Annotated in this window: 21 protein-coding genes and 1 other annotated feature; of the genes, 14 read left to right on the top strand and 7 right to left on the bottom strand. The window is 46.4% G+C overall.

Features of this window, described 5'->3' with window-relative positions:
* Positions 1 to 39: 39 nt before the first annotated feature.
* The 4 genes from RB160_RS13730 (at position 40) to murC (ending at position 5,760) form a co-directional block, all read left to right on the top strand.
* Positions 40 to 354: a thioredoxin family protein gene (locus tag RB160_RS13730; protein ID WP_316570998.1), complete on the top strand. Its 315-nt coding sequence runs from the start codon at positions 40 to 42 to the stop codon at positions 352 to 354.
* A 218-nt stretch (positions 355 to 572) separates the two neighbouring features.
* Positions 573 to 1,388, top strand: coding sequence for a DUF1444 domain-containing protein (locus RB160_RS13725; protein WP_316570997.1), 816 nt, complete (start codon positions 573 to 575; stop codon positions 1,386 to 1,388).
* Positions 1,389 to 1,563: 175 nt separating this feature from the next.
* Positions 1,564 to 4,275 (top strand): DNA translocase FtsK, encoded by a 2,712-nt coding sequence (locus RB160_RS13720; RefSeq protein ID WP_316570996.1) that lies wholly within the window; start codon positions 1,564 to 1,566, stop codon positions 4,273 to 4,275.
* Between the two features lie 183 nt (positions 4,276 to 4,458).
* Positions 4,459 to 5,760 (top strand): UDP-N-acetylmuramate--L-alanine ligase, encoded by a 1,302-nt coding sequence (gene murC, locus RB160_RS13715; protein WP_316570995.1) that lies wholly within the window; start codon positions 4,459 to 4,461, stop codon positions 5,758 to 5,760.
* A gap of 216 nt (positions 5,761 to 5,976) precedes the next feature.
* Here the strand turns inward: murC and RB160_RS13710 are convergent, their stop codons facing one another.
* Positions 5,977 to 7,092 (bottom strand): aminopeptidase, encoded by a 1,116-nt coding sequence (locus tag RB160_RS13710; protein ID WP_316570994.1) that lies wholly within the window; start codon positions 7,090 to 7,092, stop codon positions 5,977 to 5,979.
* A gap of 206 nt (positions 7,093 to 7,298) precedes the next feature.
* Here RB160_RS13710 and RB160_RS13705 point away from each other — a divergent pair, with 206 nt between their 5' ends.
* From RB160_RS13705 to ccpA, 5 genes are all read left to right on the top strand, one after another.
* Complete coding sequence (locus RB160_RS13705) at positions 7,299 to 7,775, top strand: DUF948 domain-containing protein (RefSeq protein WP_316570993.1); 477 nt, start codon at positions 7,299 to 7,301, stop codon at positions 7,773 to 7,775.
* A gap of 16 nt (positions 7,776 to 7,791) precedes the next feature.
* Positions 7,792 to 8,277 carry a YtxH domain-containing protein gene (locus RB160_RS13700; protein WP_316570992.1) on the top strand — a complete coding sequence of 162 codons (486 nt, stop codon included), beginning with the start codon at positions 7,792 to 7,794 and terminating at the stop codon, positions 8,275 to 8,277.
* A gap of 107 nt (positions 8,278 to 8,384) precedes the next feature.
* A complete protein-coding gene (gene ytxJ / locus RB160_RS13695) occupies positions 8,385 to 8,714 on the top strand; it encodes a bacillithiol system redox-active protein YtxJ (RefSeq protein WP_316570991.1) in 330 nt (109 codons plus the stop codon).
* Positions 8,715 to 8,961: 247 nt separating this feature from the next.
* Complete coding sequence (locus tag RB160_RS13690; RefSeq protein WP_316571071.1) at positions 8,962 to 10,038, top strand: bifunctional 3-deoxy-7-phosphoheptulonate synthase/chorismate mutase; 1,077 nt, start codon at positions 8,962 to 8,964, stop codon at positions 10,036 to 10,038.
* A gap of 225 nt (positions 10,039 to 10,263) precedes the next feature.
* On the top strand, positions 10,264 to 11,262 hold the full coding sequence (gene ccpA, locus RB160_RS13685; protein WP_316570990.1) for a catabolite control protein A: 999 nt from the start codon (positions 10,264 to 10,266) through the stop codon (positions 11,260 to 11,262).
* Positions 11,263 to 11,386: 124 nt separating this feature from the next.
* Here ccpA and RB160_RS13680 read toward each other — a convergent pair whose 3' ends face one another.
* The 3 genes from RB160_RS13680 to RB160_RS13670 are packed head-to-tail and all read right to left on the bottom strand — an operon-like array spanning position 11,387 to position 13,846.
* Positions 11,387 to 12,556: an acetoin utilization protein AcuC gene (locus RB160_RS13680; RefSeq protein ID WP_316570989.1), complete on the bottom strand. Its 1,170-nt coding sequence runs from the start codon at positions 12,554 to 12,556 to the stop codon at positions 11,387 to 11,389.
* Positions 12,553 to 13,200, bottom strand: a complete 648-nt coding sequence (locus RB160_RS13675) for an acetoin utilization AcuB family protein (protein WP_316570988.1) — start codon at positions 13,198 to 13,200, stop codon at positions 12,553 to 12,555. Before RB160_RS13675 ends, RB160_RS13680 begins: the two co-directional genes overlap by 4 nt.
* Before the next feature lie 13 nt (positions 13,201 to 13,213).
* Positions 13,214 to 13,846: an N-acetyltransferase gene (locus RB160_RS13670; protein WP_316570987.1), complete on the bottom strand. Its 633-nt coding sequence runs from the start codon at positions 13,844 to 13,846 to the stop codon at positions 13,214 to 13,216.
* 179 nt (positions 13,847 to 14,025) lie between these two features.
* On the opposite strand from RB160_RS13670, the gene acsA reads away from it, so the two are divergent.
* Complete coding sequence (acsA, locus tag RB160_RS13665; RefSeq protein WP_316570986.1) at positions 14,026 to 15,741, top strand: acetate--CoA ligase; 1,716 nt, start codon at positions 14,026 to 14,028, stop codon at positions 15,739 to 15,741.
* 335 nt (positions 15,742 to 16,076) lie between these two features.
* On the opposite strand, the gene RB160_RS13660 is transcribed toward acsA, so the two are convergent.
* Positions 16,077 to 18,806 (bottom strand): transglycosylase domain-containing protein, encoded by a 2,730-nt coding sequence (locus tag RB160_RS13660; RefSeq protein ID WP_316570985.1) that lies wholly within the window; start codon positions 18,804 to 18,806, stop codon positions 16,077 to 16,079.
* Between the two features lie 143 nt (positions 18,807 to 18,949).
* Positions 18,950 to 19,163, top strand: a binding site (T-box leader).
* A gap of 46 nt (positions 19,164 to 19,209) precedes the next feature.
* On the opposite strand from RB160_RS13660, the gene tyrS reads away from it, so the two are divergent.
* Positions 19,210 to 20,457, top strand: coding sequence for a tyrosine--tRNA ligase (gene tyrS / locus RB160_RS13655; protein WP_316571070.1), 1,248 nt, complete (start codon positions 19,210 to 19,212; stop codon positions 20,455 to 20,457).
* A 143-nt stretch (positions 20,458 to 20,600) separates the two neighbouring features.
* On the top strand, positions 20,601 to 20,795 hold the full coding sequence (locus RB160_RS13650) for a DUF6954 family protein (protein WP_316570984.1): 195 nt from the start codon (positions 20,601 to 20,603) through the stop codon (positions 20,793 to 20,795).
* 26 nt (positions 20,796 to 20,821) lie between these two features.
* Here the strand turns inward: RB160_RS13650 and rpsD are convergent, their stop codons facing one another.
* Positions 20,822 to 21,424: a 30S ribosomal protein S4 gene (rpsD, locus tag RB160_RS13645; protein ID WP_316570983.1), complete on the bottom strand. Its 603-nt coding sequence runs from the start codon at positions 21,422 to 21,424 to the stop codon at positions 20,822 to 20,824.
* A gap of 416 nt (positions 21,425 to 21,840) precedes the next feature.
* On the opposite strand from rpsD, the gene megL reads away from it, so the two are divergent.
* Positions 21,841 to 23,025, top strand: coding sequence for a methionine gamma-lyase (megL, locus tag RB160_RS13640; RefSeq protein WP_316570982.1), 1,185 nt, complete (start codon positions 21,841 to 21,843; stop codon positions 23,023 to 23,025).
* A 121-nt stretch (positions 23,026 to 23,146) separates the two neighbouring features.
* On the opposite strand, the gene RB160_RS13635 is transcribed toward megL, so the two are convergent.
* A complete protein-coding gene (locus tag RB160_RS13635) occupies positions 23,147 to 23,629 on the bottom strand; it encodes a GAF domain-containing protein (RefSeq protein ID WP_316570981.1) in 483 nt (160 codons plus the stop codon).
* Between the two features lie 166 nt (positions 23,630 to 23,795).
* Between RB160_RS13635 and refZ the strand changes: the two genes are divergently transcribed.
* The gene (gene refZ / locus RB160_RS13630; RefSeq protein ID WP_316570980.1) at positions 23,796 to 24,416 is read left to right on the top strand and encodes a forespore capture DNA-binding protein RefZ; all 621 of its coding nucleotides are present in this window, start codon (positions 23,796 to 23,798) and stop codon (positions 24,414 to 24,416) included.
* Positions 24,417 to 24,752 lie beyond the last annotated feature (336 nt).

Genomic DNA, 24,752 nt, shown 5'->3' with positions numbered 1-24,752 from the left:
CAAAGGTTTTTGCCAAATGGTGAAACAGGAGGAATTCAAATGAAACAATTGGAGTCAATGGAACAGTTCGAAGAGTTAAAAAATGGGGGTAAGCATGTTTTTATGTTTTCCGCGGATTGGTGCCCGGACTGCAGGGTAATTGAGCCCGTCATGCCGGACATTGAAGAGAAATTCAACGATTTTACATTTGTCTATGTGGATCGTGACAAATTCATAGACCTGTGCCAGCAGCTCGATGTATACGGAATCCCAAGTTTCATTGGTTTTGAAGGCGGAGAGGAACTTGGCCGTTTTGTCAGCAAGGACAGGAAAACCCCAGAGGAAATTGCAGGATTTATAACAGGCCTGCGCTAATCGGCTGAACCTCCATCCCTCATTTTGGGATGGAGGTTTTTGTGAAAACATAATAAAATATAAAATTTGTTAGGCCTGCGCGCTCCTCTTCAGTCCGTTGAACGGGCGCTTGCATTTTTCTAAGGTTAATGTTTTTGATTTTTTAAAAAAGCCGGATCTAAGTTTTGTGGCATTTGCAAAGAGATTACATTGTAAATATAGTATCGGAGGATTTATATATGAAAATGGATAGCAGGAAAATGAGGGGAACGCTTGAGGAGAGGCTTTCCAAACCCGGACGGGTGTTTACATACAACAGGGACAAGGATGAATTGAGGGTGGAAAATGAGGAGAGCGGAAAAGGAATCACCGTCTCCTTAGCGGGCATTGTCGCCAAATGGCACGAGAAAAAAGAAAAGGCAATCGATGAGGTTGTTTATTATATAGAAGAAGGCTTACAGGCAATGAATAGCAAGGCAACGATAACTGGAGGAGAGAAAAAAATCTTCCCGGTTATACGCTCCGCATCTTTTCCGGTTGAAGCCGAAGAAGGAAATCCGTTCCTTTATGATGAGCATACAGCGGAAACGAGAGTGTACTATGCTTACGACATGGGAAACTCCTACAGGCTGATTGATTCTCGGCTAGTGAAGAAGGAAGGATGGGAACCTGGGCAAATCAGGGAGATGGCTATGTTCAATGTAAGGTCTCTTCCTGCCCCGCTAAAAGAGGACACTGTCGCCGGAAACACGTTTTATTTCCTAAACACAAACGATGGGTACGATGCGAGCAGAATTCTTAATAAAGGCTTCCTCGTTGAGATGAGCACAAGGGTAACCGGCACGATGGCGATAGCAATCCCCCATACGGATGTCCTCATAATCGCCGATATTCAAAACGATACAGGCTACGATGTGCTCGCCCAAATGGCGATGAGTTTCTTTGCGGCGGGCAAAGTTCCGGTAACCGCTCTGTCTTTTCTGTTTGAAAATGGGGAGCTCGAGCCAATCTTTATTCTTGGAAAAAATAAGCCCCGGAAAAAGACCGGGAAATAATTGCACGGGTCTTTCATCCTATCTTTCTTTTAAAGGAATTTGCAATGTTTTCCCTAAAGCGCGACCATTTGCCCAATCATTCTCTTTTTCGCTAAAAATCGCTGAATCCTGTCGAAGTTTTGCGAAATCCTGATAAAATAGAGTGAAGAAGTTTTTTCGGGAAAGAGTGATGGATTTGAGATTTATTAAAAACTTATATAGAAGGCTGTTGAACAATCCCGGTGAGCCTGCCGTGGAAGAGGTGGAAGTCCAGGCTCAAGCACCGGTGCGAAATCTTATAAATAAAGAAATTGAACCAAAAATCATCTATGATTATCCAAAGGGCAACTTTCGGTTTCCCCTAATTCCGGATGATAAAAGGCCAGTGGAGAGGAAACCCCCTCTCCAGGAAAAGGCAAAGAATACAAAGGTCAACCCGCAGAGGGAACAACCGGTAAAAAAACAGGAAAAACCGCAAAAAAAGGTGAGGCCTTTTACCCCCACCGAAGTTCCTTCTCCTATTTATGGCTATTCAAAACCCGCCAAGAAGGAAAAAGTGGAATACGAACTGAGCGGTTTCCTCGCCATCGAAGAAGATATGTCGGATAATCCCCCCAACAAAAAGGAAACTCTGTCCGACGCAGCCCAGCCCATGGACTGGCAAAACGAACGGGTGCTTCCGCATGATGCACACGTTCCGCAACGTTCTTTAGAAGAAAATGGCGCATACATACATTGTGAACCGTCAACTGCTAAAGAAATTACGGAGCCTATCGTAGGAGCGCCGAAAATACCGGAGGAAATTGAACAATATGCCTTTCTAAAACATGAACAGGCTCAACATCAGGATGATGGCAAACCTTCCTTTGATAAAAATGAACGGGGTCCCTTGTCCGAAAATGAACAGCTTTTAATGGAAAAAGAAGTCCTTCATATATTGCTAAAGGAAGGACAGGTTGAATTGAATGGCGAAAACAAGCCCCTGAATGAGCCAATTCAAGCCATTCCTGCCGACAACGTTGAAGGCTTACCTAATTCGACTACCAACAGTGGATGTCTTCCTACTCAGGTAGCCGAGGCTGGTGAAGAAATGATTCCCCCACCTGCTGAAATTAAATCAGACGTGATTTCCGGACCGGCAGAATGGGATAAAACAGGAGTGATTTCCGAACCAGCAAATGAGGATAAAACTGATGTGATTTTCAAACCATCAGCTGGGGAAAAGGTAGAAGGGAATTCCGAGCCGGCGGCTATTCTAAGCGCCACCAAAACGGAGGCTCCTGATACGAAACCTGCCAGTGAAAAAAATTCGACGGCCGGGCGGTCTCATTTGCCGTTTAACGTCTTAATGCTTAAACAGGATAAAAGGAAGCTTGAGGAAAACAGGCGAAAGAAAAATCAGGATGTCCATTCCATTTCCCGTTCAGATAAGAGCCATGCTCATTCTGAACGAGAAAAGGATGATTCCGGTCCCGGCCACGGATACACTTTTCCCGGCTTAGAGCTCCTTAACCCACCAGTGAAGGTTGAAGGGGATCCCGGGTGGCTTGAAGCGAGGAGAAAAATGCTTGATGAAACGTTGTTCAATTTCAACGTCGGCGCGAAGGTTGTCAATGTGACCCAGGGCCCATCGGTCACGCGTTTTGAAGTTCATCCAGAACCTGGGGTAAAGGTGAACAAGGTAACAAATCTCGCGGACGATATTAAATTGAGCCTGGCAGCAAGGGATATACGGATTGAGGCTCCAATCCCAGGGAAGCACACGATTGGAATTGAGGTTCCAAACCCAACGTCCCGCCCTGTCCTAATTAGTGAAATTATCGAAAGCCACGTGTTCAGGGAGAACGCCTCCCCGCTGACCGCTGTTCTTGGCCTTGATATTTCCGGAAAACCGATTGTCACAGATTTAAAGAAAATGCCTCATGGCCTTATCGCCGGAGCGACCGGATCCGGCAAGAGTGTTTGCATCAACTCTATCCTTGTCAGCTTACTTTACAAGGCTAGCCCGGATGACCTGAAGCTTTTGCTCATCGACCCAAAAATGGTTGAACTCGCGCCATATAACCGGATTCCACATCTGGTCAGTCCGGTCATTACGGACGTCAAGGCTGCTACCGCCTCCCTGAAGTGGGCGGTCGAAGAGATGGAGAGGCGCTATGAACTATTTGCCCATGCCGGTGTCCGTGATATTAACCGTTTCAACGAACTCGCGCTGGAAACGAAGCGGTATTCAGAAAAACTGCCGTTTATCGTCATCATTATCGATGAGCTTGCCGATTTGATGATGATGTCTCCCGCGGATGTCGAGGAGGCTATTTGCCGGATAGCCCAGAAGGCAAGGGCATGCGGCATCCATCTTATTATTGCGACCCAGCGCCCATCGGTTGATGTTATTACCGGCTTAATCAAGGCGAATGTTCCGACCCGGATTGCTTTCTCGGTCTCTTCGCAAATCGATTCTCGTACCATTATCGATATCGGCGGTGCCGAGCGCCTGCTTGGGCGAGGGGATATGCTGTTTTTGGAAAATGGTTCTTCAAAACCGGTCAGGCTCCAAGGGACATTTGTTTCCGACTCCGAAATTGATAAGGTAGTTTCCTTCGCAAGGGAACAAAGGAGCCCCGAGTATTTGTTTGAACAGGAAGAATTGCTTAAAAAAGCACAGGTTACCGAGGAAGAAGATGAGCTTTTCTATGAAGCGTGCGAGTTTGTCGTCGAGCAAGGCGGCGCCTCGACATCAAGCCTTCAAAGGCGCTTCAAGGTAGGCTATAACCGCGCGGCAAGGCTGATTGATATGATGGAGGAGGCAGGATTCATTTCGGGAGCCCGAGGGAGCAAGCCCCGGGACGTACTCATTACTGAGGCCGATTTGGAATCAATGCAAGAAGCAGGCCCTGTCCATTATTGAGATGTATGGCGCGGGTATAAGGGAGAATACTGAAAATAATGGAATTTAGTGTTTGGGCTTCAAACATGCTATAATTCAATAATATTAAACCTGGCGAAAAGTGTGGCACATCTTTCCAATTAGCAAATGCCATTGCGTGTCATATACTGTTGTACAGAAAGACGTTTGTTGGAGGTTCTTTATATGACTATTTACCATTTAGTAGGTATCAAGGGGTCCGGAATGAGTGCACTTGCACAAATTCTTCACGACATGCAGTATGAGGTGCAAGGCTCCGATGTGGAAAAGCGGTTTTTTACCCAACAGGCTCTTGAGCAATCTGGAATAAAGATCCTTCCGTTTCAAAAAGAAAATATCCAGCCCGGAATGGTTGTCATAGCGGGGAACGCGTTCCCTGACACCCACGAGGAAATACAGGAAGCAATAAGGCTTGGCCTTGAGGTAATTAGGTACCACCGTTTTCTCGGTGAATTCATGCAAAAATTTGTGAGTGTCGGCATTACCGGCGCGCATGGAAAGACATCGACAACCGGGCTGCTTGCCCATGTAATGAAAGGGGCAAAGCCTACGTCCTACCTGATTGGGGACGGGACAGGCAAGGGAGAGCTCGATGCACATTATTTCGTATTTGAAGCCTGTGAATACAGGCGGCACTTCCTGTCCTATTTCCCTGACTATGCCATCATGACAAACATAGACTTTGACCATCCCGATTATTTTGCCAATATCGAGGATGTTTTTTCGGCATTCCAGGAGATGGCCCTGCAAGTTAAAAGAGGAATTATTGCATGCGGGGATGACGAACAGCTTCAAAAAATTCAGGCGCAAGTGCCAGTATTATTCTATGGATTTGGCGAAGATAACGACTTCCAGGCGCGGAATGTCATCAAAAGCCCTGAGGGGACAACCTTTGACGTTTTTGTCCGCAACACATTCTTTGATACGTTCTCCATACCTGCGTATGGGGACCATAATATCCTGAATTCCTTGTCCGTCATTGCACTTTGCCATTATGAAGGAATCGACGTGAATTTGGTAAAAGATCAGTTGAAAACATTTGAAGGCGTAAAAAGAAGGTTTTCTGAAAAGCAGTTGGGCAGCCAAACCGTTATTGACGATTATGCCCACCATCCAACGGAAATTCGGGCTACGCTCGATGCTGCAAGGCAAAAATATCCCGATAGGGAAATTGTAGCGGTATTCCAGCCCCACACCTTCACTAGGACCCAAACTTTCCTTCAGGAGTTCGCTGACAGCCTCAGCAAAGCGGATAAAGTGTACCTATGTGACATATTCGGATCCGCAAGGGAAAAACAGGGCAAACTTTCAATTAAAGATCTCGAGGAAAAGATTGGCGGCGCGGAAATTCTGTCAGAGGAAGGCACGAATATTCTCCGAGAGCATGAAGGCAGTGTCATCATTTTCATGGGAGCCGGGGATATCCAAAAATTCCAGGAAGCCTATGAAAAAGCTTATACAGCCTAGAAGCTGAATCTTATTAATAGAATATGCAAAAAAGAGGATGCAGGCGTGCCTGCATCCTTTTCTTATAACAAATGCCCAAGTCGACCCAGGTTTGATTTTAATAGCGAGATAGTACCAGGAAATCCCAGAATCGGGACCCAGATTTGGTTTTAGGTGCGTTATGAGTCCCGAAAACCACAGAATCGGGGGTTACTCTTTTCAAAGTTGAACGACAAGCTATTTCAGGTTCTCTGGGTTTAGCTTTTCAAGCTCAGGAAGAACGAAGCGGCCATCCTTCCTGATTAACACATCATCAAAATACATTTCACCGCCGCCGTATTCAGGTCTCTGAATGTTGACCATATCCCAGTGGATGTTCGAATGGTTTCCGTTATATGCGTCATCGTAGCATTGGCCGGGAGTAAAATGGAAGCTGCCGTCAATTTTTTCATCGAACAGGATATCCTGCATCGGCGTTTGGATATACGGGTTCACTCCAATCGCGAATTCCCCTACATAGCGGGCTCCTTCGTCCGTATCAAAAATTTTGTTAATGCGCTCGGTGTCATTTGACTCGGCTTCGACGATTTTTCCGTCTTTAAAAGTCAATTTGACATTTTCAAAGGTGAATCCTTGGTATGGCGAAGGTGTATTGTACGTAATTGTTCCATTTACAGAGTCACGAACAGGAGCGGTATACACCTCGCCATCCGGAATATTCATGCGGCCGGCGCACTTGATTGCGGGTATATCCTTGATGGAGAAAGTCAAATCCGTCCCTGGCCCAGTAATGCGCACCTTATCCGTCCTATCCATCAATTCAACTAGGCTGTCCATCGCTTCAGCCATTTTGCTGTAATCCAAATTGCAGACGTTAAAGTAAAAGTCTTCAAATGCTTCGGTGCTCATTTTTGCAAGCTGTGCCATCGAGGAAGTAGGATAGCGGAGGACAACCCATTTTGTTTTTGGTACCCTTATATCCCTGTGGACTTTTTTCCCAATTGTGCTTCCATGGATTTTCATTTTTTCATCAGGGACATCCGCATGTTCACTAATGTTATCTCCCGACCTGAGCCCTATGTAAGCGTCCATTTCCTTCATGACAGCCGCTTCAAAATCAGCCATCATTGAAAAATTCTCCTTTTGAGCGTCCATAAGGAGAGCACGGTCTACCTGGTGGTCCTTCAGCGATACGAACGGGTAACCTCCCGCCGCATACGCTTCCTTGACAAGGGCGATTACAAGCTCACGCTGCAGCCCAAAATTTTCAACGAGCACTTTCTCACCCTTTTGAAGCTGGACAGAGTAATTGATGAGATTTCTGGCCAGTTTTTCAATCCGTGGATCTTTCATGTTTCAGCCTCCAATATTTGCAAAATACACTTCACTCATTAGTCTAACCGAAAGAGGCGGTAAAGTTGACCAATTAGCTTCATTCAAATAACATTTTAAAAAGGGGAAGGAAAAAAAATAGTTTTATGGAAATAATATTAATACCCTTGTTTATTGGAATGGCGTATGGGTAAAAGTAAGTGAAGATTAACGGAGGTGCAGTGTTTATGGAAATCATCCTTTACTTAAGTGTGGCGCTAATCGCCATTGCATTTTTGGTCCTTGTCATTTATTTGGCGAAGACACTAAAATCGCTGCAGGGCACCTTGGAGAGTGTCTCTAAGACTCTTGTAGGCCTTGAGAGCCAGCTTGACGGGGTCACGAAGGAAACAGCAGTGCTATTGCATAAAACCAATGCTCTTGCGGATGATATACACAGGAAATCCGAGAGCTTGAACACTGTTGTCGACGCTGTTAAAGGTGTCGGAATATCCGTCAATAAATTCAACCAATCCGTTCAGACAATTGTCGGATCGGTAGACAGGCAAATCGATCAAAACAAGGAAAAAATCTCCCAAATTGTCCAATGGAGCAATGTCTTGCTTGAATTGAAGGAAAAATGGAATGCTAGAAAACAAGCAGCAGCCGCTTCGGCTTTAAAAAGCGAGCCGGGAGAGCCCCGATCACAACGGGGGAATATATAATAAGGAGGCAGTTTCAATGGCAGGAAGAGACAATGAATATCGGGATTTTGATGACAGGAATGTTACTTCGAAGGATTTTCTGACAGGTGCTGTGATTGGCGGGCTTATTGGTGCTGCCGCGGCATTATTCCTAGCTCCCAAATCCGGAAGGGAACTGCGTGAAACAGTTTCTGGCCAGGCAGTAGCCCTTAAAGAAAGAACAGCCCAGATGAGGGACTCGGTTGTGGAAAAGACAAATGAAATTACGAGCATGACCAAGGAAAAAACATCTGCTTTGACGCAGGCAGTCAGCCAGCAGTCGGCAAACCTGATGGACAAGGTTAAAGGCAATGGGGATGGCCAGCAGGAAGCGGGGCAGGAAGAAAATGAAACGGAGTACATTCCTTTGGAAACGTCCAATAAACCATTCGAGGACCTGACCCTTTCAGATGATGCGGAAGTAAGGGAGAAGCTGGAAGAGGTTAAAGAAGCGTTGGATGAAGAGGAAACAAAGTACAGCTAATTTTACAAACCAATTATTTGCCCTTAGAGGCGGTGAAGTGATACGATTGCTTCACCGTTTCTATCGTTTAGATAGTAGAAAAAGAATAAAGTGAGGGAAACAGGCCAATGATTAACACGCTTGAATCGATTGAACAGCTTGAGGAAATCTTACAAAAAGAACCAAAGGTTATGGTAATGAAGCATAGCAGCACTTGCCCGATTTCACACGCGGCATTTGAGGAATACGGGGATTTTGCAGGACAGGACGACATGCCGGTCTGGATGCTGATTGTCCAGGAATCACGGCCGCTTTCAAATTATATTGCAGAAACGTACGGCATCAAGCATGAATCGCCACAGGTTATTCTTTTTCAGGAGGGAAAGCCTGTTTGGAATGCTTCCCATTGGAAGATTACAAAGCGATCCCTCGCTGAAGCTTCAAATGCAAATGCATAGCAAAAGGCATCCATGATGCCTTTTTTTCTTATCTTTACGAGAATTTGGAATAATCAATTAAACTTTAGTGCTTAAAAGCGTTTAATTAATAAAGAAATTAAGGTGACAAAGAGAAAACAATGAAGTATAATAAATCCTATTACAAAAGTTTGTACTACGGCAGGGCTTTTAGCCGGCCATTTATTAAATAAAAACAACATTAGATTGTCAGATGCCAGGTTGAGGAGCCAGGCACGGAAAGGATGGAATCAGCATGAACGAATTGGACAAGTTAAGAGCACGCATTGATGAACTGAATATGGATCTTTTGGAAATTATTAATGAGCGGGGTAGGCTGGCGCAGGAAATCGGACGGGTAAAGGAAAATCAGGGAGTTTACCGCTTTGACCCGGTGCGCGAACGGAAAATGCTAGACGTCATCAAACAAAAAAATGACGGCCCTTTCGAAAATTCGACGATTGAACATATTTTTAAGCAAATTTTTAAGGCAAGCCTGGAATTGCAGGAGGATGATCACCGGAAGGCGCTACTCGTCTCGAGGAAAAAGCATCCGGAAAATACGATTATTGAAATCAATGGTGAAAAGATTGGTGATGGTTCACCGCACTTTGTATTTGGGCCATGTGCAGTTGAATCATATGAACAAGTGGCCGAGGTAGCCGCCCATATGCAGAAAAAAGGCTTGAGGCTTCTCCGTGGGGGGGCTTTCAAACCGAGGACTTCCCCGTATGATTTCCAAGGGCTTGGAGTTGAAGGCCTTAAGATATTGAAGAGGGTCGCCAAGGAATACAATATGGCTGTCATAAGTGAAATTGTTAATCCTTCCGACATTGAAATGGCTGAGGAGTATTTGGATGTTATCCAGATTGGCGCGCGGAATATGCAGAACTTTGAATTGCTTAAGGCTGCAGGCGCTGCCACCAAGCCTATCCTGCTTAAGCGCGGAATCGCGGCAACCATTGAAGAGTTCATCAACGCAGCCGAATACATCATGTCCCAGGGCAATGGAAACATTATCCTTTGTGAACGCGGTATCAGGACATATGAAAAAGCGACAAGGAATACGCTTGATATCACAGCTGTTCCTATCCTTAAGCAGGAAACACATCTTCCTGTTATGGTTGATGTCACCCACTCGACAGGCAGAAGAGATCTCCTCATCCCTGCGGCCAAGGCCGCTCTTGCAATTGGAGCTGACGGTGTAATGGCGGAAGTCCATCCAGACCCGGCCGTTGCGTTGTCTGATTCAGCACAGCAAATGAACCTTGACCAGTTCGACAATTTCTTGAACGAAATAATGGCAACAAATTTAGTTCGTTCGTAATATAAACATTGCCTTCTGTCCTTTGGCAGAAGGCATTTGTTTTTACTATTGCAGAAAAGGGCATTAATATTTTATACGGCATGCCTTTCGGATTGCACCAATTTGCCGCTTGTCGTATTATTAATATCAATTAATATGTATATTTGCTCACAAACTGAATGATTAGCAACGTCCATTTTGATATAAAATAAACTATATGGCTTGCTTTAAGGAGTGTAATGAAAAATGAATATCACTATTTATGATGTTGCCAGGGAAGCGAACGTTTCAATGGCGACGGTTTCAAGGGTTGTGAATGGCAACCCAAATGTTAAGCCCGCAACAAGAAAAAAGGTAATGGAAGTAATCGACAGGCTCGGATATCGCCCGAATGCGGTCGCAAGAGGACTAGCCAGTAAGAGGACGACAACCGTAGGGGTTATTATCCCTGACATCTCGAACATTTTCTTTGCCGAGCTGGCCCGTGGAATTGAGGATATTGCAACAATGTATAAATACAACATTATCCTGAGCAACTCCGATCAAAACAAGGATAAGGAACTGCACCTTTTAAACACCATGCTCGGCAAGCAAGTGGACGGCCTTGTTTTCATGAGCGGGAACATCACCCCAGACCATGTTGAAGAGTTTAAAAAGTCTCCTGTTCCGATTGTCCTAGCGGGCTCAATTGAACAGTCAGAGGAAATCCCATCCGTCAACATTGATTATGAACAAGCTGTATTTGATAGTGTAAAGGATTTTGTTGACAGGGGCCATAAGGAAATTGCTTTTGTGATCGGCCCGCTTCATGAACCGAAAAACAGCGTGAAGAAGCTAAGGGGTTACCAGCGCGCGCTTGAAGAGGCTGGCCTCATCTTCAATGAGGATTATGTCGTTGAGGGCGATTATACATACGATTCGGGAATCGAGGCAATTCAAAAGCTGATGGGCGCGGAGAAACGCCCTACCGCCATCCTGGTCGGTTCGGACGAAATGGCTCTTGGCGTTGTCCATGGAGGACTGGATATGGGATACTCCGTCCCGGAGGACTATGAAGTCATTACTTCGGATAATACAAGGCTCTCGATGATGGTTAGGCCGCAATTGACGACGATTGTACAGCCATTGTATGATATTGGCGCGGTTGCCATGAGGCTCCTGACAAAGTATATGAACAAGGAAACGGTAGAAGAACATACCGTTGTACTTCCTCATAGAATTGACTATAGGAAATCAACAAATTAATGATTCGATAGAAAGGCCCGGGCATAAAATGTCCGGGCCTTTAGCAATATTCAAATGTTAGAAAACACGGAGGTGTACATCCGTGTTAAAATGCCAAGAAAACCGCATAGGCGTGGTCAATACGTTAAGGTAAAGGAGCTGGATTTGAACGGATGGGATAAAGAGCCTTTTCGAGTGTAAGCTGGTTTTTCTCGGTGATTTCCGCTTTCCGGGGAATGGGCTTGTACATACCGTCTTGATCCTCCCATGTAACAGGAAGCTCAACCGGCGCCTTTTGTTGCCAACGATCCAGCCATTTCTCTGGAAGTTTTCCGCTCCTGTTCCCTTTACCTGTCATCTCCATCCAAATAAGGGCCCAGGCACGGGGAACGACCCTCCAAATATCGTATCCCCCGCCTCCGACGGCAATCCAGCGCCCATCGCAATATTTGTGGGCAATTTCATGGGCAAGCCTTGGTATTTCGCGGTAAATATTCATCGTTCCATATAAATGGGTAAGCGGGTCATAATAATGGGCGTCCGCTCCGTTTTGTGTAAGGATAACGTCCGGTTTGAAAAAGTCCGCGACTTCCGTGATAGCAGCTGAGTAAGCATTTAGCCAGGATTCATCCTCGGTGAACGCATCAAGGGGGATATTAAACGAGTAGCCGTACCCTTTCCCCTGTCCCCTTTCGTTTATATTCCCGGTGCCAGGAAAGAGGTACCTGCCCGTTTCATGTATCGATAGCGTGCACACCTCTGGGTCATCATAAAAAGACCATTGGACACCATCACCATGATGTGCGTCAGTATCAACGTAAAGTACCCTTGCCTTGTATTTTTCCTGCAAATATTTAATGGCAACGGAACTGTCGTTGTAAATACAAAATCCCGAAGCCTTTCCTCTAAAGCCATGGTGCAACCCCCCGCCAAGATGGAGGGCATGCATATATTTTCCCGACATCACAAGGTCTACCGCGGTTAGGGTGCCGCCTACAAGGAAGGAGCTTGCTACATGCATCCCTTCGAAAATGGGAGTGTCTTCGGTTCCGAGCCCGTAATTGTCGGCAACCTCACTGCGAAGCTGCCCTTTTCCCGCTTGTTTTACCGCCTGGACGTAGGAGGGATCGTGGATCAGGCATAATTCTTCATCCGTCGCAGCCCTTGGAGGAACAATCTCCGAGCCATCGAGGACCCCTGCTTCTTTTAAAAGGTCGATGGTAAGTTTAATCCGGAACTGGTTAAAAGGATGATGGCTGCCGAAGTTGTATTTCAGCAGTTCATCTGAATAAACAAATGCGCAGGAATCACTCATATGGGCATACCTGGTATATTTGGCCACAGCACATGATGGCCCTCAGCTTTCAAGTCATGGATTAAGCCAACCGGGTTCATCGTCTGTACCCTGATGACAAGGATTTTGTAGCCATCGTCCTTTTTGTCGGGATAAACGAGGATGCTCTGAATGTTTGCCTTTCGGTTCCGGATGACTTGAGCGATTTCATAAAGGGTGCCGGTCCTATTCGGAACTTTTATTTCAATTTGGGAACCGGGCTGATGGGCTCCAGTCAATTCGACAAGCGTATAGAGGAGATCCGTTTCGGTTACGATTCCGACCAGCCTGCCATCCTGGACGACCGGGAGGCAGCTAATTTTTTGTTCATAGAACAATGCGGCCGTTTCTTCAACAAAATCAAGCGGATGTCCGGTAATGACATTTTTTTTCATAATGGCTTCCAATGGTTTTTGGAGGTCTTCCAAATGTTCCTCTTTGCGGAAAATGGACGGGGTGGCTTCTTTGATATCCCTGTCGGTGACAAGCCCAATCACCTTTCTGCCATTATTGATGATGGGTATGTGGCGGATCCTTTTCGATTCCATTAGACGGACGGCATCTTCAATCGTATCCGTAGGCTTTAGTGTTGCGACATTCGTTTTCATGATTTCCTCGACAATCATGATTTGATCCCCCTCAATACATGAATCGGTTCATAAACCGGAGCCGATCAAACTTCTGAATTGATTCGCTCGTAACCCGCTTACCGATGCGGGCCATTAGGCAATTTGCCGGATGTGAGCAGATTTCTGGGTCGTCGGTCGCATACCATTCAAGGCCGCCGGCGTTCATCATCTTTTCCATCACTTTTCTATATTCCCAAACGTTTAGGCCTGTTCCTTTCAAGTCCCAGTGCCAGTAGTATTCGGTTGTTATAGTGATATAATCTTCCATCGCGTCATCCATCATTGAAACTCTTAATAGGTTTTTCCCGACTGAAAATGCCCTGAATTCGGGGATGACTTCAATTGCGCCAAGCTCAATTAGTTCTTCCATATTTCCTTCCGACCAGCGTTCAAGGGGGTCCGGATACAAATAGGTTACATACCCTACAATCATATGGAGCCGCCGCGCAATAATGATACGGCCTTCCGGCAGTGAAGCAATCTCAATTAAAGCCTCGTGCTGCTGCCGGGGCTGGCGGAAAGCCGTTAAATCCTCGTGGAATTCATAACCGGCCAGTTTCTCCGGCGAAATGGGCCCTTCAATAATGAGATTTCCGTTTGGAGTTTTTAGCTCCTTTGCGTTATACGTTTTTTTATGTTCCACTGGGTCACCACCTGAAAGTGCTTTCATTATTACTTCTATTATACATAAAATAGAATGGAATGAGGTAATTTCACAAAATTTTCAGCAAAGTCGTTGCCGCAAAGAATATTTTAAAAATTGTGAATAGGCAATGTTTATACTATAATAATATAAACTTTAAGATAAGGGGGAGACAAAACGTGAAAATGGAAGTATTGCCAGTCATCGAAGGTGATTACAATCTAAAAAACTATCCCGAAACATATAGTAGCTTTGAGTGGAAGGAAGTAGAAAAGGAGTTTTCCTGGCATACGACAGGCCTCGTCAACCTGGCGTATGAAGCGATCGACCGTCATGCCGAAACCTTCCGCAGAAATAAAGTAGCGCTGTATTATAGGGACCAGAAGCGAAATGAAAAGTACACCTTCAAGGAAATGAAAGACTTGTCCAACAAAGCGGCAAACGTGCTCAAAAGTTACGGGGATGTTGAAAAGGGAGACAGAGTATTTATCTTCATGCCACGCTCGCCGGAACTTTATTTTGCCGTACTTGGCGCCATTAAGCTAGGCGCTATTGTCGGGCCGCTGTTTGAAGCCTTCATGGAAGGCGCAGTAAGGGACCGCCTGCAGGATAGCGGGGCAAAGGTAATCGTCACGACGCCTGAATTACTTGAAAGGGTTCCGACCGACCTGCCAGATTTAAAATACATATTCCTTGTCGGCGACAGTGTAGAAGAAACAGGAAATATTATTGATTTTAAAAAGAGGTTCGCAGAGGCTGACAAAAAACTGAAAATAGAATGGGTCGACAGGCAGGACGGCCTTATCCTCCATTACACATCTGGTTCGACTGGGAAGCCAAAAGGCGTCCTGCATGTTCATAATGCGATGATTCAGCATTACCAAACAGCCAAATGGGTCCTTGATTTGAAAGAGGAAGATCTTTTTTGGTGCACCGCCGACCCAGGTTGGGTAACAGGGACTTCCTACGGCATTTTCGGGCCATGGCTCTCGGGAGTATCCAACCTAATCGTTGGGGGCAGATTCTCTCCTGATACTTGGTACAGCATGATCGAGGAGTTCGGTGTCACGGTGTGGTACAGCGCGCCGACTGCGTTCCGGATGCTGATGGGAGCCGGTGATGAGCTTGTGAAAAAATACGACTTGAGCAGCCTTCGCCATGTCCTGAGTGTCGGTGAACCTCTGAACCCCGAAGTTGTCAAATGGGGGATGAAGGTATTCAATAAGCGGATCCATGATAACTGGTGGATGACGGAAACAGGGGCGCAATTGATTTCCAATTTCGCTTGCATGCCAATCAAACCAGGTTCAATGGGCAAGCCTTTCCCTGGAATTGAAGCGGCGATTGTGGATGACAGGGGAGAAGTTCTTCCTCCATACCGAATGGGGAACCTTGCCATCAAAAAAGGCTGGCCGTCAATGATGCACAAAATCTGGAACAATCCTGAAAAGTATGAGTCCTATTTCATGCCAAATGGCTGGTATGTAAGCGGTGACTCTGCTTACATGGATGAGGACGGATACTTCTGGTTCCAGGGCAGGATTGATGATGTCATCATGACTTCCGGTGAAAGGGTAGGCCCATTCGAGGTGGAAAGCAAGCTTGTTGAGCACCCTGCCGTTGCGGAAGCGGGCGTTATCGGAAAGCCGGACCCTGTACGCGGAGAAATCATCAAGGCCTTTATTGCTTTAAGGGATGGTTATAACCCAACGGATGAACTGAAGGAAGAAATCAGGCAGTTTGTCAAAAAAGGGCTGGCTGCCCATGCGGCACCAAGGGAAATCGATTTCCGTGACAAGCTTCCGAAAACACGGAGCGGTAAAATCATGCGCCGTGTCCTGAAGGCATGGGAATTGGACCTTCCTACCGGCGACTTGTCCACTATGGAAGATTAAAAGAAACTACTCCATAAAAATAAAACCGCACTGGAACAGATCCAGTGCGGTTTTTTTAATGCAGGAGTTTTGCCTAGCTCCAGCGCAGGGCGCTTACGCTTTTCTTTGTCCAGCTACAGCGCCCAACGCCTAGTGGACTTCGGTCCCCTCGCTACGATAAGTCAACATCGATTCGTTTACACTCATCGTGTTTCCTTTACTGTGGGAGGGTGCTCCTGCGCCATAGCATATTCACGGAAGCATATCTTCAGCTCGTCGCAAAGCTGCAAGGAAGTACTCTCAGGCAGCTGCTTCCCTCCAGTCCATACGGCGCTAAACGTGCGCTTACGCTTTTCCTATTCCCCGCCAACGGTGACATAATTGGATGGGGCTGATTCGTTTCCGGCAATATCAACTGCGGTTACATAATAGGTGCCTGGCGCAGCGGGGTAGGAGAGGCCTGTTCCCGCGCGGATGCTGGCTGCTTTTATTCCGCCTGCCCAGTATACCCGGTAGCCGATAATATCACTTTCATTAACTGCCTGCCAGGTGAGTGTGCCGTCCGAAGCTGTAAGGGAGACGGATGCGGGGATTTTCCCATTTTCGGGCAGCTTGGCGTTGGGAACAATGACATTGGACCACCTTTGCAGCTTTGGTATGAGCGCAGCGGCGTCCTTGAAATTTGTACCCGCAAGGCTTGAAGCATAATCAGGATTCAAAATCAGGCCTGATTTTGCAAAATCGCCAGGAGTCGAATTGTCCGCCAAGTAATTGCGGTCCCCAATCCTTACATATTTTCCTGATCCGAAACTGTTATCCACCTCGGTCGGAACGTATTTTATGTTAAATAAATCCGTTTCCACAAGCCCTGCTTTTATACAAGTTTCCGATGGGAGCATTCCGGAAATCGCACAGAATGTTTTTGACACTATCCCGCCCGGCATTTTGAATTGGCTCTTTGGCGCAATCAGCGAAGGCTGTACATCGTAAGCGGCATTAAGGAGCGACGCCCAAAGATAATTCGTCCGCTGGCTGTACGTCAGGTTGCCTTTCGCCTGAAGCGACTTCGGCGTATCGTAGCCTGTCCAGATTCCGAATGTCACATTCGGGTTGGTGCCAACGATCCAGGAGTCATGGTATTCGACGCCAGTTCCTGTTTTACCGGCCCAATCGGTTTTGAATTTCAGTTTTCCAGGGATTGAGGCAGCAGTTCCGTATTTGAACACATCGCGCATAATGTCAACGGTCAAATACGCAGTCTGCGGGCTGAATACCGTTACAGGCTTTGTATTATGCTCGTACACTATTTTTCCATTCTTGTCGGTTATTTTTTCGATCATGTAAGCATCGATGAATTTTCCGCCATTGGCAAAAGTGGTGAAAGCATTCGTATTTTCTTCAACCGTAACTCCATTTGCCATGGAACCGAGCACGGTCGACGGGTTTACAAAATCGTCCTTGAGCAGGGTGGTGAATCCCATTTTTTCAAGATATTGTGCGGGACGGTGTTTTAAGATGTCTGTGTACAGCTTGACCGCAGGCACATTATACGACTTCGCGAGTGCGTACCTGGCAGTCGCAAGGCCGCTGTATCCGCCTCCGTAGTTTTTTGGCCAAACCTTGTCCGGTTCACTCGGGTCAAGGCGCAAAGGGACATCCGGGAGAATCGTTCCCGGTGAAGCCTTGCCGAGCTCAAATGCGGGCGCATAGCCAAGGAGAGGCTTCATCGTCGAACCGTTTTGGCGGATTGCCCGTGTCGCGTGGTTCAACTCCTGTTTCTTGAAATCCCTTCCGCCGACGAAGCTAAGGATTTTTCCGGTTTTGTTCTCAATCAGGATGGCGCCAACTTCCACTGGTTCCATTACCGTTACCTGTTCTTTAGTATCCGGGTCTTCCTTCACCTGTGGTTTATCTGGCCCGAAGTTCGGGTATTTGTTTTTCACTTCTTCCATCGCATCGTACATTTTTTTGTCAATGGTTGTATGAATGCTGTAGCCGTTCTGCTTTAAATCTCGTTGGGCAAGCATATAGTACTTATTGTAAAGCTCATTATTTTCGGCTAATTCCTTTTTAGAAATGCCCGCTTTTTCGGCGAGTATTTTTGCCAGGATGTCAATAGCCCTCTGTTCCGCCTCGACCATTACCCACGGATATTTTTCCAGAGGGTCTGCCGATGGTTTCGCGAAATCCTTCGTCACATCATACGCAAGGGCGTCCTTGTATTGTTGCTCGGTAATAAACCCGCCATTATACATCCTTTTCAGAACAACCTTCATACGGTTCAGCCCGGGCTCAAGGTTTTTCTTAATTTGCTTATCCCTTGTAAAAGGGGTGTAGCCGAATGGGCTTTGCGGAAGCCCGGCAATGTAGGCGGACTGGGGAAGGTTCAGATCCTTCGCGTCGACGCCGAAAATCCCTTTTGCGGCCGATTGGACCCCGGCAATGTTCCGGCCTGATGCATTCCGTCCAAAGGTTGCCATGTTCAGGTAGGCTTCAAGGATTTCTTCTTTTTCAAAAAAGCGTTCTAGCCGGAGGGCAAGCAGGATTTCCTTTGCCTTCCGTTCAAATGAGACTTCGTTCGTTAAGATCTGGTTTTTAATCAGCTGCTGGGTTAGCGTACTGCCGCCCGTCTGATTAGCGGAATTCGTTACTTCCTGGAGAACAGCCCTCATAATTGCTTTCGGGACGACACCATCATGCTCGTAAAAATACTGGTCCTCCGTCGCAATAATGGCGTTGACCAAATCCTTTGAAACATCCGAAAGCGTTACAATATCCCGATCAAGGTCACTTCGAAGTTTTCCGAGGTATACATCATCGGCAAAATACACATCCGACGTTTCGGTATAATTGTAGATGTCTTTTTTCATGCTCTCGAAACTTCGAATTGGTTCGTCCTTGACGAGGGAGGCGAAATATCCCGCTCCCGCACCGGCGGCGAATACCCCTCCGGCGATGCCGATTATCAGGAATAGAAGAAAAAGGTTCCAGACGACGCCGTAAGCAATCCTGGCACGTTTAACAGTTGTTTTATTTGTTAGCATCGACTTAGCTTTTCTAAACGATTGCCGCTTATTATCATTCATAGAATCCCTCCAAAATCACATACATTATAGCATAAAACAAACGAGGAATATGCCATGCTTGGAATAATCGAAAAATTGGAAAGACCATTTGACAATACAGGCCGCGCTATGGTAAAAACAGTACTATAGCTTTCGTTTATATTGAAAAGGCTGTGAAAGGATTTAGTAGTTTTTCCATCCCTGGCTCTTAGAGAGCTGCCGGCAGGTGAAAGGCAGCCCACATGGAAAAATGAATTACACCCCGGAGCTTTTGCCGATGCCTATTAGGCGTCAGGCGACGGACATGGTCCGTTATCCCTTGAGGTGGGGGAATTTTCCCCAAGCCGGGTGGTACCGCGCGATTTTAGCGTCCCTGCATTTAATGCAGGGGCGTTTTTATTTTGAAAAAACAGGAGGATGTATGATGAATTTATTGGAGGATTTACAGTGGAGGGGCATCATTTACCAGCAGACAGATGAGGAAGGGTTAAGGGAGACCCTTGGCAGCGAGAAAATTTCCTTGTACTGCGGAATGGACCCGACTGGAGATAGCATGCACATCGGGCACCTGATGCCATTTTTGACACTGAGGAGATTCCAGCAGGCAGGCCATCGCCCGATTGTCCTTGTCGGCGGGGCAACAGGCCTAATTGGCGATCCGAAGCCAAACACAGAAAGGACGCTTCAAAGCATCGAAACGGTCCAGCATAATGTTGAGTGTTTGACGGAGCAGCTCAAAGCCATTTTTGATTTTGAAGGCGAAAATGGCGCCGTCATGGTCAATAACTACGAATGGACAAAATCGCTGGATGTTATCACATTCCTGCGGGATTACGGGAAGCATATCGGCATCAATTACTTGCTTTCCAAGGACACCATCGCGAGCAGGCTGGAATCGGGCATATCCTTTACGGAATTTACTTACACAATCCTCCAGGGGATGGACTTTAAGCACTTGTATGAAAACCATCATTGCAGGCTGCAAATTGGCGGCAGCGACCAATGGGGCAATATTACAACAGGGCTTGAATTGATTCGGAAAATGGTTCCGGACGCGAAAGCATTTGGGCTGACGATTCCGCTTGTGACGAAGGCGGATGGCACTAAGTTTGGGAAGACCGAGGGCGGATCTGTCTGGCTTGACCCTGAAAAAACAACGCCTTATGAGTTTTACCAGTTCTGGATCAATACAGCAGATGCGGATGTCGTAAAATATCTGAAATACTTCACTTTCCTATCACACGGAGAAATTGAGGAACTTGAAAAATCGGTCCAGGAAGAGCCGCATCTCCGTAAGGCGCAAAAAACACTTGCTGAAGAGATGACCCGCCTCATACACGGGCAGGAGTCGCTAGATCAGGCAATCCGGATTTCGGCCGCATTGTTCAGCGGCGATGTAAGGAACCTGAACGCTTCGGAAATCGAGCAAGGTTTCAAGGATGTCCCTTCCTACAAATTCACGGGTGAAGAGAACCTTGTCGACCTGCTAGTGGCGGCGAAAATTTCGCCATCAAAGCGGCAGGCACGCGAAGATATTACAACCGGCGCGGTTTCGCTTAACGGTGAAAAAGTTACTGATTCCGCCTATGTGCTGGCTGAAACCGACAGGATCGATGGCCGATTCACGATTATAAGGAGAGGGAAAAAGAAGTACTTCCTGATTAACTATTAAGTTCGAAACAGCCGCAAGCGCTCAGGCCTGCGGCTGTTTTAATTAACCCTTTTGGAAACAGAAGAATATTAATAACGGTATTGCCAAAACCGGAACCTTTCCTTCTTTCGGCCCTATAATGGAAAGAAGGGGAGGGTTGGCGAATGAAGTGGGTATGGAATCTTATTTTCCTTATACTTTTTGCCCTGGTCACCTTTTTTGGCGTAGGGCCGTTGCTGCTGGCTGACGGGGGGTGGATTGAAAGGGTTTTGCCCGCAATTATCGTCCTCGCTGTCTATATTTATTTAAGCTATCTTTATCGGAAAATTGTTTTAGACAAGAAAAAAACCCGGTCCTGAACGGATCGGGTTTTTTAAATGGCCGATTAACGGCTATAGAATTCGACGATAAGAGTTTCGTTGATTTCAGCTGGAAGCTCGGAACGCTCAGGAAGGCGAGTGAATGTGCCTTCAAGCTTGTCAGCATCGAAAGTCAAGTAGTCAGGAACAAAGTTGTTCACTGACAAAGATTCTTTCACAACATCCAGGTTGCGGGACTTTTCACGCAGGCTGATTGTCTGGCCTGGTGATACGCGGTATGACGGAATGTCAACGCGGGATCCATCAACAAGGATGTGGCCGTGGTTTACCAGCTGGCGTGCCGCGCGGCGTGTGCGGGCAAGGCCTAAACGGTAAACAACGTTGTCAAGGCGTGATTCAAGAAGAGCCATGAAGTTTTCGCCGTGAACGCCAGCCATTTTTCCGGCTCTGTTAAACAAAGTGCGGAATTGGCGCTCGTTCACTCCGTACATATGACGAAGCTTTTGCTTTTCTTGAAGCTGCAATCCGTATTCGGAAAGCTTCTTGCGTTGGTTAGGACCATGTTGTCCTGGTGCGTATGGACGCTTTTCTAATTCTTTTCCTGTACCGCTTAGGGAAATTCCAAGACGGCGGGAAATTTTCCAGCTTGGGCCGGTGTATCGAGCCATGAAAGACTCCTCCTTGTGTTTTTATTTTGGTAAAATAAAAACCGTATGAATCATCAATATGGGCCATTTTGTTTTCATGCACCCTCGCCCCAGCAGCATAGGGTTACAAGATGCACCATCACATTTGTGTCTCGTGTTGTCTAGCTTCAGCGACAGTAATGCCACTTGCGCTTTTCTAGTTGTCTAGCTCCAGCGACGTAAACGGTCACTTGCGCTTTTCTAGTGTGAGGAACAAAATGAGAGCCATAATGGGTTCACATAGGCTGCAATATTTTACACAAAGAGTATTATATAATTTTTCTCCATGATAAGTCAAGGCTAACATTTGTCTGCAAACTTTTACTTCCATATTTCTTCTTTTTCTCATATCCTGTAGATAGGTAGCTTGTAAGCGTTTACATAAGGAGGAGTCATTTATGCGGGAAAAAGACCTTCACTTGGAAACACGGATGATCCATTCGGGCTATTCGCCCAAAGAGCACAAAGGAAGCCTGGTACCACCCCTTTTTCAGACGTCCACGTTTGTATTCGATAACGCGGCACAGGGTGGAAGACGGTTTGCAGGGGAAGAGGATGGCTATATTTATACGCGTCTTGGAAACCCGACTATAAAGGCGCTAGAAGATCGGATTGCCGAACTGGAGGGCGGGGAAGCAGCACTGGCATTTTCTTCAGGGATGGCAGCCGTGTCCGCGATCCTGTTCACACTTGCAAAATCAGGCGGCCACATTCTTTGTTCACAGGGGGTTTACGGCTGTACGTACGGCCTGTTGAAGTTAATGGAAGAGAACTTCGGAATCACCCACAGTTTTTCGCCCATGGAGACACCTGAACAGGTAAAAGAAAGCATCCGGGATACGACGTGTTGCGTTTTAATTGAAACGCCGATCAATCCGACAATGAAACTGGTTGATTTGCAAATGGTAGCGGATATCGCAAAAGAAAAGGGCATTCCGGTCGTTGTTGACAATACATTTTCGTCTCCTTATCTTCAAAATCCCCTCGCCCTCGGCTGTGATGTTTCACTCCACAGCGCAACGAAATATATTTGCGGGCACGGGGATGTCATCGCCGGAGTCGCCGCCGGTAAGGCAGAGTTTATGAATAAGGTGGCAATGTCTGCGCAAAAGGATATTGGCGGTGTCATTTCTCCATTCGATGCCTGGCTTTTATTGAGGGGAATCAAAACATTGGCTGTCAGGATGGACCGCCACTGTGAAAACGCCAAACAGATTTTTTCCTATTTAAAAGAGCATCCGAAAGTATCGTCCATACACTACCCGGGAGACCCCGCCCATCCCGATTTCCACATTTGTGAAAAGCAAATGAAGAAGCCCGGCGGACTCATTTCCTTTGCAGTGGAGGGCACGAAGGAAACCGCCCAGGCATTCATGGACGAACTCCAGCTAATAAAGATAGCGGTAAGCCTTGGGGATGCGGAAACGCTCGTCCAGCATCCCGCGACAATGACCCACTCTGGCGTCTCGCCGGAGGATCGGGAAAAAATGGGGATAACCGACACACTTATCAGGCTGTCGGTTGGGCTTGAAGCATGGGAAGATATCCGGGATGACCTCGAGCAAGCCTTTGCTAAAATTTAACCGGTGAACTAGATTTGGCACACCCGGTTTACGAGAAAATGGAAAAAAGGCAGGGCCGGCCAATCCGGTTTCCCTGCCTTTTTACTTTCCATCGTATCTGAATCAGGAACCGTCAGCCTGATTAAAGATGGGCGACAAGCGCCGCGGTAAATTTCTCGAGCATCTCTTGGTCAAGTTCATCAAAGCGGTCCTTCTCGGGGGAGTCGATATCTAGGACTCCAAGAAGGCGTCCATCCTTAATAAGGGGAATGACGATTTCGGATTGGGAGGCGGCATCACAGGCAATATGACCCGGGAACTGATGGACATCCTCAACCCTTATCGTTTCCATTTTCACCGCGGAAGTACCGCATACGCCTTTGCCGAATGGAATCCGTACGCAGGCCGGAAGACCCTGGAACGGTCCAAGCACCAGTTCATTTTCTCCCTCTACGAGATAAAACCCGACCCAGTTAAGCCTGTCAAGAAACTGGTTCAATAGCGCGGAGGCATTGGCCAAATTGGCAATCGTGTTATTCTCGCCTTCAAGAAGGGCGTTTAGTTGTTTTATGACAAGAGTGTAATTCTCTTGGCGTGTTCCGTTATACATTTGAACATTGAACATTTTTCTCACCTGGCCTTCGGTAGTTTTCCACTTATTTTAACAAAAAATGCGCCGCTATGGGTGAAAATGTCGACAAACTCTTAAAGGAAAGCAGCAGGGGGACAAAGAATGAAACAATCAGGGAAGTCTGTAAATTGAGGAGCCCATAATCCGGGAGGTCTGCGAAATGCGGAAAAATTCAAAAGAAACGATCATCACCGCTGCGGTTTCACTTTTTAATACAAAGGGGTTTGCAGGGACATCCATTAGGGATATTGCGGCAAAAGCAAACATCAATCCCTCCAATATCGGCTATTATTTTGACAATAAGCTCGGGCTGCTGGAGCATTGCCTGACAACCTATTTCGAACACTATCTCGAGCAAATTGAATTAGCCCTTCCCCTCCTTGAAGAAAGCCCTTCAGCCTGTTTAAAAAAGGTGATCGAAGGTATCCTCTATTATCAATTTTCCGATATTCACATGTCGAGGTTCATTGTCAGGGAAATGTCCCTTGATTCCCAGACAGTACGGGAAATCATGTCGACTTATTACCAAAAGGAGAAATATTACTTCCATGTCATCTTTGAAAATGGGATGGAAAGAGGGGAGTTCCGGAAGCTTTCTCCCGCCTATGCGATGATCCAGTTAAAGGGCCAGCTCTCCATGCCGTTCCTTAACCCGCACTATATTACGGAAGTGCTTCATGTATTCCCCCATGAACGTTATTTCATGGAAAAATACCTTGAGCATATCCTTTCATGGATTGACGCCGCTGTTTTGGAAAATAAGCCAGTAGCTGTATCCTAACATATCCAGCAGGGAATCATCCATTTTCCGAAATTGAAAACCAAGTCCGTCCATGACGGGCCGAACGTGAAAAAACCCCTCGAATAGAGGGTGTTTTTTGGTGCAAAAAGACGGGATATCATTTGCAATTCCGCCCACATTGTAGTTGAATAAATATATCCTTTTTTGGGGGAAGAAGGTGCTTGTTAGCCCCCGGAAAAGGATTTTTTTAAAAATTATCAAATTAATAGTCAAAAATTGTCGCTTACATGGTATCATAGAGGCAATAAAACGGGTTAAATAGGCAATTTTTTATCATAATCGACGTTTTTGTCGTTCATATATGACGCAGGGGGA

It is taken from the genome of Neobacillus sp. YIM B06451, from assembly GCF_032667185.1.
Taxonomy (GTDB): Bacteria; Bacillota; Bacilli; order Bacillales; family Cytobacillaceae; genus Bacillus_D.
This window is presented reverse-complemented; position numbering and strand designations above follow the sequence as displayed.

Coding starts and splice junctions, on each gene's coding strand:
- RB160_RS13730 (WP_316570998.1), top strand. CDS start 40: ATGAAACAATTGGAGTCAATGGAACAGTTCGAAGAGTTAAAAAATGGG.
- RB160_RS13725 (WP_316570997.1), top strand. CDS start 573: ATGAAAATGGATAGCAGGAAAATGAGGGGAACGCTTGAGGAGAGGCTT.
- murC (WP_316570995.1), top strand. CDS start 4,459: ATGACTATTTACCATTTAGTAGGTATCAAGGGGTCCGGAATGAGTGCA.
- RB160_RS13710 (WP_316570994.1), bottom strand. CDS start 7,092: ATGAAAGATCCACGGATTGAAAAACTGGCCAGAAATCTCATCAATTAC.
- RB160_RS13705 (WP_316570993.1), top strand. CDS start 7,299: ATGGAAATCATCCTTTACTTAAGTGTGGCGCTAATCGCCATTGCATTT.
- RB160_RS13700 (WP_316570992.1), top strand. CDS start 7,792: ATGGCAGGAAGAGACAATGAATATCGGGATTTTGATGACAGGAATGTT.
- ytxJ (WP_316570991.1), top strand. CDS start 8,385: ATGATTAACACGCTTGAATCGATTGAACAGCTTGAGGAAATCTTACAA.
- ccpA (WP_316570990.1), top strand. CDS start 10,264: ATGAATATCACTATTTATGATGTTGCCAGGGAAGCGAACGTTTCAATG.
- RB160_RS13680 (WP_316570989.1), bottom strand. CDS start 12,556: ATGAGTGATTCCTGCGCATTTGTTTATTCAGATGAACTGCTGAAATAC.
- RB160_RS13675 (WP_316570988.1), bottom strand. CDS start 13,200: ATGATTGTCGAGGAAATCATGAAAACGAATGTCGCAACACTAAAGCCT.
- RB160_RS13660 (WP_316570985.1), bottom strand. CDS start 18,806: ATGAATGATAATAAGCGGCAATCGTTTAGAAAAGCTAAGTCGATGCTA.
- tyrS (WP_316571070.1), top strand. CDS start 19,210: ATGAATTTATTGGAGGATTTACAGTGGAGGGGCATCATTTACCAGCAG.
- RB160_RS13650 (WP_316570984.1), top strand. CDS start 20,601: ATGAAGTGGGTATGGAATCTTATTTTCCTTATACTTTTTGCCCTGGTC.
- rpsD (WP_316570983.1), bottom strand. CDS start 21,424: ATGGCTCGATACACCGGCCCAAGCTGGAAAATTTCCCGCCGTCTTGGA.
- megL (WP_316570982.1), top strand. CDS start 21,841: ATGCGGGAAAAAGACCTTCACTTGGAAACACGGATGATCCATTCGGGC.
- RB160_RS13635 (WP_316570981.1), bottom strand. CDS start 23,629: ATGTTCAATGTTCAAATGTATAACGGAACACGCCAAGAGAATTACACT.
- refZ (WP_316570980.1), top strand. CDS start 23,796: ATGCGGAAAAATTCAAAAGAAACGATCATCACCGCTGCGGTTTCACTT.